At 71.2% G+C, this 14,329-nt stretch carries 10 protein-coding genes; 5 read left to right on the top strand and 5 right to left on the bottom strand.

Going from position 1 to position 14,329, the window contains the following annotated elements:
* Positions 1-3: 3 nt before the first annotated feature.
* A complete protein-coding gene (gene hrpB / locus KBB57_RS19250) occupies positions 4-2,670 on the bottom strand; it encodes an ATP-dependent helicase HrpB (protein ID WP_290753810.1) in 2,667 nt (888 codons plus the stop codon).
* 487 nt (positions 2,671-3,157) lie between these two features.
* Positions 3,158-3,883: a DUF3108 domain-containing protein gene (locus tag KBB57_RS19245; protein WP_290753808.1), complete on the bottom strand. Its 726-nt coding sequence runs from the start codon at positions 3,881-3,883 to the stop codon at positions 3,158-3,160.
* Positions 3,884-4,021: 138 nt separating this feature from the next.
* Here KBB57_RS19245 and meaB point away from each other — a divergent pair, with 138 nt between their 5' ends.
* Positions 4,022-5,023, top strand: a complete 1,002-nt coding sequence (meaB, locus tag KBB57_RS19240; protein ID WP_290753812.1) for a methylmalonyl Co-A mutase-associated GTPase MeaB — start codon at positions 4,022-4,024, stop codon at positions 5,021-5,023.
* Between the two features lie 308 nt (positions 5,024-5,331).
* On the opposite strand, the gene KBB57_RS19235 is transcribed toward meaB, so the two are convergent.
* The 3 genes from KBB57_RS19235 to KBB57_RS19225 all read right to left on the bottom strand — a co-directional run bounded on the left by KBB57_RS19235 (position 5,332) and on the right by KBB57_RS19225 (position 6,930).
* Complete coding sequence (locus KBB57_RS19235) at positions 5,332-5,871, bottom strand: M15 family metallopeptidase (protein ID WP_290753806.1); 540 nt, start codon at positions 5,869-5,871, stop codon at positions 5,332-5,334.
* A gap of 104 nt (positions 5,872-5,975) precedes the next feature.
* Positions 5,976-6,419 (bottom strand): hypothetical protein, encoded by a 444-nt coding sequence (locus tag KBB57_RS19230; RefSeq protein ID WP_290753804.1) that lies wholly within the window; start codon positions 6,417-6,419, stop codon positions 5,976-5,978.
* Between the two features lie 79 nt (positions 6,420-6,498).
* Positions 6,499-6,930, bottom strand: a complete 432-nt coding sequence (locus KBB57_RS19225) for a DUF1489 domain-containing protein (protein WP_290753802.1) — start codon at positions 6,928-6,930, stop codon at positions 6,499-6,501.
* A gap of 144 nt (positions 6,931-7,074) precedes the next feature.
* On the opposite strand from KBB57_RS19225, the gene KBB57_RS19220 reads away from it, so the two are divergent.
* The 4 genes from KBB57_RS19220 (at position 7,075) to KBB57_RS19205 (ending at position 14,121) form a co-directional block, all read left to right on the top strand.
* Positions 7,075-9,939, top strand: a complete 2,865-nt coding sequence (locus KBB57_RS19220) for an adenosylcobalamin-dependent ribonucleoside-diphosphate reductase (protein ID WP_290753799.1) — start codon at positions 7,075-7,077, stop codon at positions 9,937-9,939.
* A gap of 678 nt (positions 9,940-10,617) precedes the next feature.
* On the top strand, positions 10,618-12,150 hold the full coding sequence (locus KBB57_RS19215; RefSeq protein ID WP_290753796.1) for a class I SAM-dependent DNA methyltransferase: 1,533 nt from the start codon (positions 10,618-10,620) through the stop codon (positions 12,148-12,150).
* Positions 12,140-13,330: a restriction endonuclease subunit S gene (locus KBB57_RS19210; RefSeq protein WP_290753793.1), complete on the top strand. Its 1,191-nt coding sequence runs from the start codon at positions 12,140-12,142 to the stop codon at positions 13,328-13,330. Before KBB57_RS19215 ends, KBB57_RS19210 begins: the two co-directional genes overlap by 11 nt.
* A 98-nt stretch (positions 13,331-13,428) precedes the next feature.
* Positions 13,429-14,121, top strand: a complete 693-nt coding sequence (locus tag KBB57_RS19205) for an abortive infection family protein (protein WP_290753790.1) — start codon at positions 13,429-13,431, stop codon at positions 14,119-14,121.
* Positions 14,122-14,329 lie beyond the last annotated feature (208 nt).

Here is a 14,329-nt window from a genome sequence, read left to right as displayed (position 1 = left end):
CCTTCAGGTCCCGCGCGGCTTGGCGCGGCGGGTGGGGGCGGCGGCGGCGGGATCCTCGGGCCAGGGGTGGCGGGGGTAGCGGCCGCGGAGCTCGCGGCGGACGTCGGCGTAGGAGGAAGCCCAGAAGCCGGGGAGGTCGGCGGTGGTCTGCACCGGGCGCTGCGCGGGGGAGAGGAGCTCGAGGACGAGGGGCGTGCGGGCGGGGCCGACGGTCGGGTGGACGGTCAGGCCGAACATCTCCTGGAGGCGCACGGCGACGGAGGGGGCGGCGCCGGCGTAGTCGACGGGGAGCCGCGTGCCGGTCGGGGCGACGATCTCGGGCGGCGCCAGGCGGTCGAGGCGGAGGCGGCTGTCGCGGCCCAGGCGGGCGTCGAGGGCGGCGCCGAGGGGGATGCGGTCGAACTGCCCGGCGCGCGTGATCCCGGCGAGGAAGGGCGCGAGCCAGTCGTCGAGGTCCGCCGTCAGGCCCGCGTCGGAGAAATCGGGCAGCGGCTCGCTCTGGGCGCGGAGCCATTCGACGCGGGCGGCGAGGCGGCGGAGCGCCGGGGTCCAGGGCAGCGCGTCGGGGCCGAGGTCGCGGACGCCCTCGGCGACGGCGGCGGCGATCGCCTCGGGGGGCGCGGTCCAGGGGCGGTCCTCCAGCGCGACGGCGCCGAGGGTCAGGCGCTCGCGGGCGCGGACGGCGCGGTCGCGGCGGGACCAGGCGCAGGTGGTCTCGCGGCGGAGGCGGTCGGCGTGAAGGGCGCGGATCTCGGCCTCGGTCAGCGGCGCGGCGAGGCGGATGGCGGCCTCGCGCGGGTCGCCGTCGAGGTCGGCGGCGACGAGGAACGGCGCGCCGGCGAGCGGGTCGGTCTCGGGCAGGGCCGCGCCCTTGCCGCCGGAGAGCAGGAAGCGCGGGGCCTCGCCGGGGCGCCGGCGGCCGATGCGGTCGGGATAGGCGAGGGAGAGGGCGGCGCCGGGGGAGAGGCCGGGGCCCGGGGAGGCGGCGGGGGCTGGGCCGGGGCTCCCGCCGTGGGGGTCCGGGGCGGCGGAGGCGGATGCGGGCGGGAGGCCGGGGTCGCGCGAGGCGCCGGGAAGCGGACCCGGCGGGGAGGCGCCGGCGAGGTCGCGGGCGGCGGCAGCGGCCGGAGAGGGGGTGCGGCGGGCGAGGGGGCGGAGGCGGCGGGCCTCGGCGCGGATGACGTCGACGCCGGCGCGGTCGACGGTCACCGGGCGCTCGGCCTCGGCGCGGGCGGGGTCGGCGAGGGCGGCGAGGCGGAGCGCCACGTCGGCGGGGGCGCGGCCGGCGGCGCCGCGGACCGGGTCGCGGGCTTGCAGGAGCGCGGCGAGGTCCGCGGCCAGCGCCCCGGCGCCGTGGTCGGCGGCGGTCAGCAGCATGTGGCCGAGGCGGGGATGCAGCGGCAGGGCGGCGAGGCGGCGGCCGTGGGCGGTGATCGCGCCGCCGCCGCCGGGCGCGCCGTCGAGGGCGTCGAGGGCCCCGAGGTCGGCGAGGAGCGCCCGGGCCTCGGCGAGGGCGGGCGCGGGCGGCGGCGTGAGGAAGGCGAGGCCGGCCGCGTCGCGGGCGCCCCAGAGCGCGAGCTCGAGCGCGAGGCCGGCGAGGTCGGCGGCGGCGATCTCCGGCGGCGGGAAGGCGGCCAGCGCGCCTTCCTCGCCGCGGGTCCACATCCGGTAGCAGCGGCCGGGGGCGACGCGGCCGGCGCGGCCGCGGCGCTGCTCGGCCTCGGCGCGGGTGACGCGCTCGGTGACGAGGCGGGACATGCCGGAGCCGGGGTCGAAGCGGGCGCGGCGGGCGCGGCCGGCGTCGACGACGGCGCGGATGTCGGGGATGGTCAGCGAGGTCTCGGCGATCGCGGTGGCGAGGACCAGCCGGCGGCGGCCGGGCAGCGGCGCGAGGGCGGCGCGCTGGCGGGCGAAGGGCAGGCCGCCGTGCAGCGGCTGGAGCGCGACGTCGGCGGGGAGGCCGGGCGCGAGCGCGGCGGCGACGCGGGCGATCTCGGCCTGGCCGGGGAGGAAGACGAGGACGCCGCCCTCGGCCTCGGCCAGCGCGGCGCGGACGAGATCGGCGGAGGCGGCCTCGAAGCGGGGGCCGCCCGGGCCGGGGCGCGACCAGGGGCGGTCGAGCCAGATGGTCTCGACCGGGAAGGCGCGGCCCTCGGCGGCGACGACGGGGGCCCCGCCGAGGAGGGCGGCGACGGGGCCGACGTCGAGGGTCGCCGACATGACGAGGAGGCGGAGATCCGGGCGGAGCGCGCCGCGGACCTCGATGGCCAGCGCGAGGCCGAGGTCGGCCTGCAGCGCGCGTTCGTGGAACTCGTCGAAGATCACGCAGGCGACGCCGGCGAGCTCGGGGTCGGACTGGAGCATCCGGGTCAGCACGCCCTCGGTGACCACCTCGATGCGCGCGCCGGGCACGCTCTCGCCGCGGATGCGGTAGCCGACGCTGCGCCCGACGGGCTCGCCGAGCGCCTCGGCCAGCCGCTCGGCGGCGGCGCGGGCGGCGACGCGGCGGGGCTCGAGGAGGACGATGCGGCCGGGCCAGCCCTCGTCGAGGAGGCGGAGCGGCACGCGGGTGGTCTTGCCGGCCCCGGGGGGCGCGTGCAGCACGGCGCAGCCGTGGTCGCGAAGCGCGGCGGCGAGCGCCGGCAGCGCGGGCTCGACGGGCAGGCTCACGGCGCGCTCGCCGGGGCGGGGGGCGGGCTGGCGGAGCTACGCGGCGATGGAAGGGCGGAGCCGGAATCGCTCGCGCCGGGGGACGACGGCGCCGAGGCAGTCGCGTGGCGGGACGGCCGCAGGGCCGAGGCGAGAGCGGCCGGGCCCGGGGATGGAGGCAGGGCCGGCCCGGGGGCGGCCGCGTCGGGGGACGGAGACAGGGCCGAGGCGAGGTCACCCACGGCGGGAGATGGCGACAGGGTCGAGGTGAGGGCGGCCGCGCCGGCGGACGGCGGCAGGGTCGAGGCGAGGGCGGCTGGGCCCGGGGATGGAGGCAGGGCCGGCACGAGGGCGGCCGGGCCGGAGGACGGAGACAGGGGCGAGGCGAGGTGGCGCAAGCCGGGTGGCGGCGGCGGGGTCAGGGCCAGGGCGGCCGAGACGGCGGATGCGGGCGGGGCCGGGGTGGGGTCGGCCGCGGCGAGGGGCGGCGGCGGGGGCAAGGGCGGGGTCAGCCGCGGCGGGTGACGACGGCGGGGCCGAAGCGGGTGCGCGTCTCGATGCGCTCGAGGCGGAGCATCTCGCCCTCGCCGGGGGCGAAGATCAGGGTGAAGGGGTATTCGGATTCGGTGGCGAAGCTCTGCTTCTCGCCCTCGAGCTGGGCGTAGGTGCCGGCGCAGCTGAAGCGGCCGTCGGCGGTGGCCACCGGCTTCGCCAGCGTCAGGCGGGAGCGGCGGGAGCCGTCGAAGACGTCGATGCTGGTGGCGCAGATGCGCTCGACGGGGGCGTCGCGCAGGAGCGCGAAGCTCGCCGAGACCGGGTCGAGGGCGCCGACGACGCCGTCCGGGTCGGGGGCGTGCTTGCGCGGGGGGACGACGGAGACGCGGACCGGCGTGCCGTCGCGCCACTCGATCTCGGTGCGGCGGGCGGCGCGGGGCGAGGTGGAATCGGCCCTGAAGCGGGTGGGGCGGACGGCGCCCTTGCCGTCGACGACGCCGGTCGCCGCGCCGTCGAAGCTGTAGCTCGTCAGCGCGCTGATCAGCGCGGAGGGGGTGATCTTGCCGGTCGCCGCGTAGTCGCGGCCGGACTGCTCGCCGTGGAGCGTGACCGTGCCGATCGGGATCCCCGAGATGGCGAGGTCGTAGACCTGCGCGCCGGCCACGCCGGCCTCGGTGGCCGCGCCGGCGGCGAGGAACGCGGCCGCGGCGGCGGCGAGGCGGAGGGGACGCAGAGGCATGGACGCTCGTCCTTCCCGGGACGCGCTCGCCACCGGAGGGCGAGCGCGGTTGCATGCGGCTTTCGCGGCGGGGTATGCCAAGATCCGGCGGCGAGGCCAAGGGGCGGCGGTTCGGGCGGTGACGGAATCTTGAGGCGGATCGACGGCGAGGAGGCCGCGGCGCTGGCGGAGCGCCTGCTGGCGGGCGACCGGCGCGCGCTGGCGCGGGCGATCACGCTGGTGGAATCGACGCGGGCGGACCACCGGGAGGCGGCCCGCGCGCTCCTGTCGCGGCTGCCGCCGCGGGAGCCGGCGGCGCTGCGGGTAGGCTTGAGCGGCACGCCGGGGGTGGGCAAGTCGAGCTTCATCGAGGCGCTGGGGCTGCGGCTGGCCGAGGCGGGCGGGCGGCTGGCGGTGCTGGCGGTCGATCCGTCCTCGGCGCGCTCGGGCGGCTCGATCCTCGGGGACAAGACCCGGATGGAGCGGCTGGCGCGGGCGCCGGGCGTGTTCATCCGGCCCTCGCCGAGCCAGGCGGCGCTCGGGGGCGTCGGGCGGCGGACGCGCGAGACGATCCTCGTCGTCGAGGCCTGGGGGGCGGAGACGGTGATCGTCGAGACGGTGGGGGTCGGCCAGTCGGAGACGCTGGTCGCGGAGATGACCGACGTCTTCGTGCTGCTGCTGGCGCCTGCGGGGGGCGACGAGCTGCAGGGGGTGAAGCGGGGGGTGATGGAGATGGCCGACCTCATCCTCGTCAACAAGGCCGACGGTGGGCTGGAGGCGGCGGCGATGCGGACGCGGGCCGACTATGCCGGGGCGCTGCGGCTGATGCGGCGCAAGGCGGGGGATCCGGAGGGGTTCCCGAGCGCGGCTTGCGTGTCGGCGCTGACCGGGAAGGGGCTCGACGAGGCCTGGGCGGACGTGCTGCGGCTGGCCGCGGCGCGGCGGGAGGGCGGGGCCTTCGCGGCGCGGCGGCGGGCGCAGGCGGAGCGCTGGTTCGCCGAGGCGATCGAGACGGGGCTGCTCGCGCGCCTCGCGGCCGACCCGGCGCTGTCGGCGCGGCGGGGCGCGCTCGCCCGGGCGGTGGGCGAGGGCAGGGTCGCCCCGGACGTGGCGGCGGAGGCGCTGCTCGACGAGATCGGGGCGCTGGGGCGGCGGGGGTGAGACAGCGTCCCACAGTGGGAAGCGGGCCATGCCATTGAGATATAATGGATGTAAAGTTACCCACAGGCTTATCCGCAGGCCGGCCGCAGCCTCGGAGCTGACCAAGCTGCCGCCGGGATGGGCGTGGCCCGTTGGCGCCTGTCCCGCCCGATGCAGGAGCGGTTACGCGCCAGCCGGACAGGCGCGCAGCGATTGCACTACTCCCCGACCCCCATTGCCTCACGCGCATAAGGGATCGGGGGCGACCTTTCCGACGTTCCGCTGGAGCGCCGCGGGCGCCTGTCCGAGACGCCCGCGGCGCGTCGGACCTATCCGTACATCTTCCGCATCTCCGCGTCGATCTCGGCAAGGGTCATGCCAGCGCTGGTGGGCGAGCCCTGGCGGCGGAACTGCGCGTGTGGCCAGTCTTTGAACGATGGCCATAGCCCGCCCGCGTCGAGGCCGGCCTGCTTCACCCGGCGGGCGTACTCCTTGTAGCCGTTGACGCCGTCGATGATCTTGCTGGACGACCATTCCGCCTTGCCGTTGACGGCCCAGAAGCAATCGACCGCCTCGCCCCATTGGTGCCAGCTCAGGCCCGGGAGGGCCTTGGTGACCTCGGGGCCGTTCTGGGGACCTACGGACTCCAGCGTCTCGGCGAGGAAGGGAGCGCCTCCCTGCTTCAGCCGCAGGACGGCGGCGGCGATCTCCTCCTTCGATCGCGACTGGCGCCAGAGAATTGCCTGCTCCTTCGGCGTCCTGATGCCGAAGTAGGGGCGCATCTCGACGCCGAAGCTCAGGAGATCCTTGAGAACCTGCGCCATCGGCTCACGGAACTCGGGTCGAAGGGTATCGAGGGATATTGCCATGCGAATACCTATGGCTTGCTGTGAAATGAGCTGAAAATACAGAAAATCCGCCGATTCGGCAAAGGTTTGTCTCGGCGTCGCGCCCCGGCTCGGGGCGGGGCGGCTCAGCCGCCGCCGGCCAGCGCCTTGAGGCGGCTGCGCAGCGTGTCGCTGCGGCGGGTGGCGAAGAGGACGTCGTCGATGCGGGTGGTGCCGTCGGCCTCGGGGATGACGACGAGATATTCGGTCCAGGCGGGGGCGCCGCGGGGGCCGGCGCGGCTGATCTCGATCAGCGCGGCGTTGCGGGTCCTGGCGGTGCAGACCGGGACGGGGTCGGAGTAGGTCTGGAACAGCGTCGGCGGCGGGGCCTCGCCGGCGCGGCCGAAGGCGAAGGCGATCTCCTGGGTGAGCGAGGAGCTGAGGAGGGGCCAGATGTCGTTCAGCGCGCCGCCGGTCGAGAGCTTGCAGAACTGGGCGCCGAGGTCGTCCCAGTCGTAGCTCGTCGCCGCGGCGGCCGGGGCGGCGCCGAGGGCGAGGGCGGCGAGGAGCGCGAGGCGGGCGGCGGTCACGGCGCAAGCCCGACGAGGAGGGCGCGCGGCGACCCGGCGGGTCTTCGGGACGGCGCCGGAAGCGCGGGGCGGGTGGGGGTCACAGCACGCCCAGGGCGTCGAGGCCGACGAGGAGCGCGGGGGGCAGCTCGGCGCGGGTCTCCGGGCCGGCGGCGAGGTCGCGGGGCGCGTCGGCCGCGCGCAGGTAGCGCCAGCCCTGGAAGGGACGGCGGGGCTGGGCGGCGGTGCGGACGATCTCGCGGTCGAGGACGAGGGCGCAGCGGCGGACGCCGTCGGCGCCCTCGCGCGGCTCGAGCCCCGTGAGGCGCTGGCGGCAGAGGACGAGGCCCTTGATCACCCAGTAGAGCGAGCCGCCGGCGAGGAGGTCGTCGGCCTTCTTCGGCCACATCCGGGTGACGTGGGCGGGCGCGTGGCCGCTCTCGGCGATGCGCGCGGCCTGCCATTCGGCGAGGTCCTCGACGCTCTCGGCCCCGACGCAGAGCTTGATGAGATTGAGCCCTTGCCTGCCCATGGAGGCCCCATATCCAGCTGGTCTGCTCCCAGACACCCCCAAGATACGTGGCCGGGCGGGGAGCGGCAAGGGGCCGCGCGCATTGACCGGGCGCGGGCGCGCGCCTATCCTTTTCTCCCCCGACCCCGCGACGAGAGGCCCCCGATGAACAAGCCGGATCCGCGCGGCTTCGACGCCATGGAGGGGCTCGGCTGGCAGGAGGTGTCGCTCGACGTCCTGCGCGAGAAATACGCCAAGGGGGCGGAGCGCGACCTCGACGGGCCGGAGATGGCGCGGGCGGTGCGGGCGCGGGTGGCGCGCGCGCTCGCCGCGGTCGAGGCGGAGCCGGGGCGCTGGGAGCCGGTGTTCCTCGAGGCGCTGGAGCGGGGGTTCATCCCCGGCGGGCGGATCAACTCGGCGGCCGGGGCGGGCATCGACGAGGTGACGCTGATCAACTGCTTCGTGCAGCCGGTCGGCGATTCGATCTCGGAGAATGTGGACGGAAAGCCGGGGATCTACATCGCGCTCCGCGAGGCGGCGGAGACGATGCGGCGGGGCGGCGGCGTCGGCTACGACTTCTCGGCGATCCGGCCGCGGGGGGCGCGGGTGCGGGGGACGGACAGCGCCGCCTCGGGGCCGATCAGCTACATGCACGTCTTCGACCAGTCCTGCGCCACGGTGGAGAGCGCCGGCGCGCGGCGGGGCGCGCAGATGGGGGTGCTGCGCTGCGACCACCCGGACGTGATGGAGTTCGTCGGGGCGAAGCGCCAGGCGGGAAAACTCAACAACTTCAACATCTCCGTCGGCGTCACCGATGCGCTGATGCAGGCGGTCGAGGCGGACGGCACGTTCGAGCTCGTCCACAAGGCCGAGCCGTCGGCGGCGCAGGTCGCGGCGGGCGCGCACCGGCGCGGCGACGGGATGTGGGTCTACGCCACGATCAGCGCGCGCGAGCTGTGGCGGACGATCATGCGCAACACCTACGAGGCGGCCGAGCCCGGGGTGCTGTTCCTCGACCGCATCAACGCCGAGAACAACCTGCACTACTGCGAGCGCATCGAGGCGACCAATCCCTGCGGCGAGATCCCCATCCCCGACCATGGCTGCTGCTGCCTCGGCTCGATCGACCTCAGCCGCTTCGTGCGCGACGCCTTCACGGCGGAGGCGGCGTTCGACCGCGCGGGGTTCGAGGCGACGGCGGCTGTCGCGGTGCGGATGCTCGACGACGTGCTGACGGCGACGGTCTGGCCGCTGCCGGAGCAGGCGCGCGAGGCGGCGTCGAAGCGCCGGATCGGGCTCGGCTTCACCGGGCTCGGCGACGCGCTGATCCTGATGGGCCTGCGCTACGACAGCGACGAGGGGCGGGCCTGGGCGGCGGAGGCGGCGCGGATCCTGCGCGACGCGGCCTATCGGGCGAGCGTGGCGCTGGCGCGGGAGAAAGGGCGGTTCCCGCTCTTCGACGCGGAGAAGCTGCTGGCCTCGGGGATGGCGCGGCGGCTGCCGGAGGAGATCCGCGAGGAGATCCGGGCGCATGGGCTGCGGAATTCGCACATGCTCTCGATCGCGCCGACGGGGACGATCAGCCTCGCCTTCGCCGACAACGCCTCGAACGGGATCGAGCCCGCCTATTCCTGGACCTACACGCGCCGGAAGCGCGAGGCGGACGGGTCGATGCGGGAGTATCGGGTCGAGGATCACGCCTGGCGGCGCTGGCGGGCGCGGCGGGGGAACGAGCCGCTGCCGCCGGCCTTCGTCGGCGCGCTCGACATCGCGGCGGCGGACCACATGGCGATGCAGGCGGCGATCCAGCCCTTCGTCGACGCGGCGATCTCCAAGACGGTGAACGTGGCGGAGGACTACCCCTTCGAGGAGTTCGAGGGGCTCTATCTGGCGGCGTGGAAGGCCGGGCTGAAGGGGATCACCACCTACCGGCCGAACAGCGTGCTCGGGGCGGTGCTGTCGACGGACCCGACGGCCGCGGCGGCGCCGCAGGACCTCGACCAGTCGGAGCCGGACCGGCGGATCCGCATCTCGGACGCGCCCCAGGTGGCGCTGGCGGCCTTGCGCTGGCCGCACCGGCCGAAGCTGACGGCGGGGAGCCCGTCCTGGACCTACATGGTGGAATCGCCCGGGAACCGCTTCGCGGTCTTCGTCGGCCATGTCGACAACGGCGCGGCGCGGCCCTTCGAGGTCTGGGTGAACGGCGAGCGCACGCCGCGCGGCCTCGGCGCGCTCGCGAAGAACCTCAGCATGGACATGCGGGCGAACGACCGGGAATGGCTGCGCATGAAGCTCGACAGCCTCGGCCGCACCCCGGGGGCGCCGATGACGGCGCCGATGCCGCCGGACGGGCGGCTGACGCCGCTGCCCGGCGCGGTCTCGGCCTTCGCGCATGTGGTGCGCTGGCGCTGCGAGAGCCTCGGGGTGTTCGACGGGCCGGAGGGGGCGACGCCGCTCGTCGACGCGCTGTTCTCGCGCAAGGAGCCGAAGTCGGGGGTGGACGGGACGCTGAGCTGGACGGTCGACGTGCTGAACCCGGCGACGGGGGACGACTTCGCGATGTTCGTGAAGGAGTGCATCCTGCCCGACGGCAGCAAGCGGCCGTTCTCGGTATGGTTCTCCGGGGCTTATCCGCTGGAGTTCAACGGGTTGACGAAGTCGCTGTCGCTCGACATGCGGGTGATCGACCCGGCCTGGATCGGCAAGAAGCTGCGCGGGCTGAAGGACCTGCCGGAGGCGCAGGGGGATTTCTTCGCGCGGGTTCCGGGGTCGGAGAAGCAGGCGGTGCAGCCCTCGACGCTCGCCTATGTGGCGCGGCTGCTGATCCATCGCTACGCGATGCTGGGGGTGCTCGACGTGGCGGGGTATCCGGCGCATGGCGGGCCGGTGCTCTGGACCGACGCGCCCTCGCCGGGGGCGGCCCCGGCGCTGGCGGGCAAGACCTGCCCGGACTGCGGCCACGCCACCCTGATCAAGCGCGACGGCTGCGACTTCTGCACCAGCTGCGGGTATACGGGGGCCTGCGGCTGAGGCTCCGGGTGTGAGTCCTGTCGAGTCCGGCAATAACAGCCCTTTTCGGGGGTTTTTGGCGCCCTTTGGGGCGCCAAATGCCGCCCTCCGATCGGTAAGCTGTTGGGAAAAATCATCTTCCCCTCCTGGCGCTCCCACAAAGGCTACGCTTGCGAAGGACGCGGCGAGGATACCGGATCGCTGAATGACCGGTTCATTATCAACCTCTGGCAACTGAATCGACGTCGTGCGTCCGGTAGGGTCGTCATTGCGATGTAGCGGAGGTTGCGCTCTTTCCCGGCAGGCCTGACTACGATCCGCGCGGTCGGCAGGGGATCCGAGGGGGGCACTCGAGCAAGAGGCGACCTTTTCTTCGGGAAACTATCCCTATACGCTCACAAAGCTGGGATCGGAGCGCCGAGAGGGTGCGTTCCGGGAACCCCCGAAAGCGGCTCGGAGAGGCGGGAGGTTGCCGTGAACGCTGTCGAGATCAAGCAAGCCATTCTGGTCCGGCAATCGACACCGTTTGCCTGACCGCGAAGCCCTCCAGATGGACACTGCTGAAAGCGCCAACTGCCCACGAGGCTGTTGAACCATGATCCACCTCGGATGAGGTGCTTTCAGCCAACAAGGGAGAAGAACGTGCCGCGAGGGCGGAAACCAGGAGCGAAGAAGGCAGGTACGCAACCGCCTAAGGCAGTGAACGGGTTCGAGACAACCCTGTGGGCCACCGCCGACAAGCTGCGCGGTAACATGGATGCCTCCGAGTACAAGCATGTCGCGCTCGGTCTCATCTTTCTGAAATACATCTCTGACCGGTTCGAGGAGCGGCGGGCGAAGGCGCTTGCCGATCCTGAGGAGGTTAGCCTCGTCGACGAGCGGGACCTCTATGTCGGCGACAACGTCTTCTGGGTGCCTGAAGGCGCTCGCTGGGACTACCTGAAGGCGAACGCCACGAGCACCGATCCGACGATCGGCGCGCTGATCGATCGCGCCATGCTCGACCTCGAAGCCGAGAACCCGAGCCTAAAGGGCGTCCTGACCAAGAACTACGCCCGGCCCGAGCTGGACCAGACGAGGCTCGGAGAGGTCATCAAGCTCTTCTCCGATCTGACCTTCCAGGATGAGCATCACGGGCAGGACATGCTCGGCCGGGTCTATGAATACTTCCTCGGCCAGTTCGCCGTCGCCGAAGGCAAGCGTGGCGGACAGTTCTACACCGCCGGCTGCGTCGTCCAGTTGCTGGTCGAGATGCTCCAGCCCTTCAAGGGCCGGGTCTATGACCCATGCTGCGGCTCAGGCGGGATGTTTGTCCAGTCGGAACGGTTCGTTGAGGCCCACAACGGCCAGCGCAACGACGTGTCGATCTTCGGGCAGGAGTCGAACCCGACCACATGGCGGCTGGCCAAGATGAACCTTGCCATCCGCGGCATCGAGGCGAACCTCGGGCCGAAATGGGCGGACAGCTTCCACGAGGACCTGCACCCCGGCCTCAAGGCCGACTTTGTCCTGGCCAATCCGCCCTTCAATGACAGCGATTGGGGCGGCGAGCGGCTGCGCTCCGGCGACCGCTGGAAGTACGGCGTTCCTCCGGTCGGCAACGCGAACTTCGCCTGGGTGCAGCACTTCATTCACCATCTCGCACCGCATGGCTATGCGGGTTTCGTGCTGGCGAACGGTTCCCTGTCGAGCCAGCAATCGGGCGAAGGGGAGATCAGGCGGACGATCATCGACGCCGATCTGGTGGATTGCATCGTCAGCCTGCCGGGGCAGCTCTTTTTCACGACACAAATACCCGTCTGCCTCTGGTTCATCACCCGCGATAAGTCTAACGGGCTGGTGCGCGACATGAAGCTCCGCGACCGTCGGCATGAGACCTTGTTCATCGATGCGCGCGGCCTCGGCACGATGCAGACTCGCACCCTTAAGGTGCTGACGGATGCGGACATCGCCAAGGTGGCGGACACCTACCATGCTTGGCGTGAGACGGGCGACCGTTATTCGGACGAGCCCGGCTTCGCCAAGTCGGCCACGACAGATAGAATTGCAGCGGAGGGCTACGTGCTCACCCCTGGCCGCTACGTGGGCACGGCTGCCGCTGATGAAGAGGATGAGCCGTTCGAGGTCCGCATGAAGCGGCTGACAGAGACGCTGCGGGAGCAGACGGCCGAGGGCGCTCTACTCGACGAACGTATCCGCAAAACTTTAGCCGGAGTCGGCTATGGCTGGTGACGGTCGTCGGACCACGCTTGGGGAAGCGGCCGAACTCCTTACGGGGTTTCCCTTCAAGAGCGCAGCGTTCAGCGATGATCCCAGTAACATCCGCCTGCTGCGCGGCGACAATATTGTGCAAGGCCGGACGAGATGGGACGGCGCCAAACGTTGGCCCAGCGACGCTGTTTCCGAGTATCGGGACTACCAGCTTCGTTCAGGGGATGTCGTCCTGGCAATGGATCGACCTTGGATTGAGGCTGGCCTAAAGCACGCTACTTTAACAGAAGCGGACTGTCCCAGCCTTCTTGTTCAGCGCGTCGCGCGCCTCCGAGCGAGACCTGGCGTAGATCAACGATTTTTAGGCTATGTAATCCGTTCGACGGACTTCACCAACTACGTGCTTGCAGCGCAGACTGGCACGGCAGTCCCCCACATCAGCGGCGGGCAAATCAAAGCTTACGAGTTCACCCTCCCATCAACCAAACAGCAAATGGCGGCGGCGGAGCTACTCGGCTCTCTCGACGACAAGATCGAGCTGAACCGGCGCATGGCGGAGACGCTGGAGGCGATGGCGCGGGCGCTGTTCAGAAGCTGGTTCGTCGACTTCGACCCGGTCCGCGCCAAAGCCGAGGGTTGGCCGACCCATCTCCCGGACGATGTCGCGGCGTTGTTTCCGGACAGGCTCGGGGGGAATGGATTGCCGGATGAGTGGGCGAACAACGCTGATGCCATTGCCGAGTTGAGTCGATCAATCGTCTCTCCCAAAGAAGTCGACCCAGCCACTCCTTACATCGGGCTTGATCACCTCCCGCGACGAAGTCTCATCGTCGCGCAGAGGGGAAAAGCTGAGGAAGTTGACAGCGCAAAGACTGCCTTTGCCAGCGGGGACTTGCTGTTCGGGAAGCTACGACCGTACTTCCATAAAGTCTCCATCGCTCCATTTGATGGGATTTGCTCGTCGGACATTTTCGTCTTCAAGCCGCGCGCAGGAGTTCCTGCCTCGTTCCTGTATTTCAGCTTCTCGCAAGACAGGTTTGTAAGGAGCGCATCGAATGCCTCTTCAGGGACGCGAATGCCACGGGCAGACTGGAACTATATGCGACAGCAGCCGCAAGAACTTCCTCCTACTGATCTCTTGAATAAATTTGATAAACTCGCATCTCCGCTGATAGCGAAGATGCTTGCCAGTACCCAATAATCCCTGAATCTTGCAGATCTCCGCGATGCTCTTCTCCCAAAGCTAATTTCTGGCGAATTGCGGGTCGCCGATGTTGAGAAGAAGGTCTCTGCTGCCTGATGGCCTTCGCCCTTCAGATGCTCCGTGCCCTCATCGAAACCCATCCTGATCGGGCAGCGTCGCTGCGACGGCATGTCGAGGCACTTGAAGCGACCATCCAGAGCGAACCCCAGCTCTGCCTCCATCGCGTGAGAACGCTCTTCGAGGCTGTCCACGAGACCATCGCACCACAGCTCGGGATCGACCTCAACGGCGTGCTCGAGTTTCCAGCGCGCAATAGCCGCATCATCAAGGCGATGGACTTCTCAGTCCCCAACCATCCCGACGGCGACAAGATCAACACCGCCATCGCGAAGCTCTTGGGCTCGATCAACGGAACAGCATCCGCCCTTGCAGAACTCAGTAATATCCCAAACCTGCGGCATGGTGGATCGCTCGACTGGGGGACGCTTGAACGCCAGCACGCGATCATGCTGGGCGGCCTGTGCGACACCTTGGCGAGCTTCTTGTTTGATGTCGCTTGGAGCCGTACCCTCGCATCCGTCGCTGTGCCCCAAGAGAGCCGATATGAGGACTTCGGCTCCTTCAATGCATCGCTCGACGATCAATACGAACCGGCCGAGATTGCGGGCTCGACGTTCTTGCCAAGCCGGATCCTACATGTGTTAGACCCGATTCAGTATGAGACCGCGCGTCTCGATTGGGAGGAAGAACAGGCGCTCTCATCCAGGGACGAGGGAGAAGCCGCATGACGGACCCTCGCCCCGCCTCGGTAGAATCTGCGTCCTCCGGTTTCCGCGAGGAAGCTGTTGAACTCGCTGCCCTGTCCTGGTTTGTCAATCGGCGCGCAAACTCGACCCCCGATCGGCGTCCAATTTTAACCCCCTTGTCCAGTTAGAGAGACGGGCCTGACGCGCGGGAGCTATCCTACGGCGCAGGCGCGTCAGGCCCGTCTCTGGG

This window comes from Amaricoccus sp., from assembly GCF_017993425.1.
In the GTDB taxonomy this organism is placed as follows: domain Bacteria; phylum Pseudomonadota; class Alphaproteobacteria; order Rhodobacterales; family Rhodobacteraceae; genus Amaricoccus.
This window is presented reverse-complemented; position numbering and strand designations above follow the sequence as displayed.

Bases quoted from the DNA above. Each gene is read 5' to 3' on its own strand.
- KBB57_RS19210 (WP_290753793.1), top strand. From the start codon at position 12,140: ATGGCTGGTGACGGTCGTCGGACCACGCTTGGGGAAGCGGCCGAACTC.
- KBB57_RS19205 (WP_290753790.1), top strand. From the start codon at position 13,429: ATGGCCTTCGCCCTTCAGATGCTCCGTGCCCTCATCGAAACCCATCCT.
- KBB57_RS19235 (WP_290753806.1), bottom strand. From the start codon at position 5,871: ATGGCAATATCCCTCGATACCCTTCGACCCGAGTTCCGTGAGCCGATG.
- KBB57_RS19245 (WP_290753808.1), bottom strand. From the start codon at position 3,883: ATGCCTCTGCGTCCCCTCCGCCTCGCCGCCGCCGCGGCCGCGTTCCTC.
- KBB57_RS19220 (WP_290753799.1), top strand. From the start codon at position 7,075: ATGAACAAGCCGGATCCGCGCGGCTTCGACGCCATGGAGGGGCTCGGC.
- KBB57_RS19225 (WP_290753802.1), bottom strand. From the start codon at position 6,930: ATGGGCAGGCAAGGGCTCAATCTCATCAAGCTCTGCGTCGGGGCCGAG.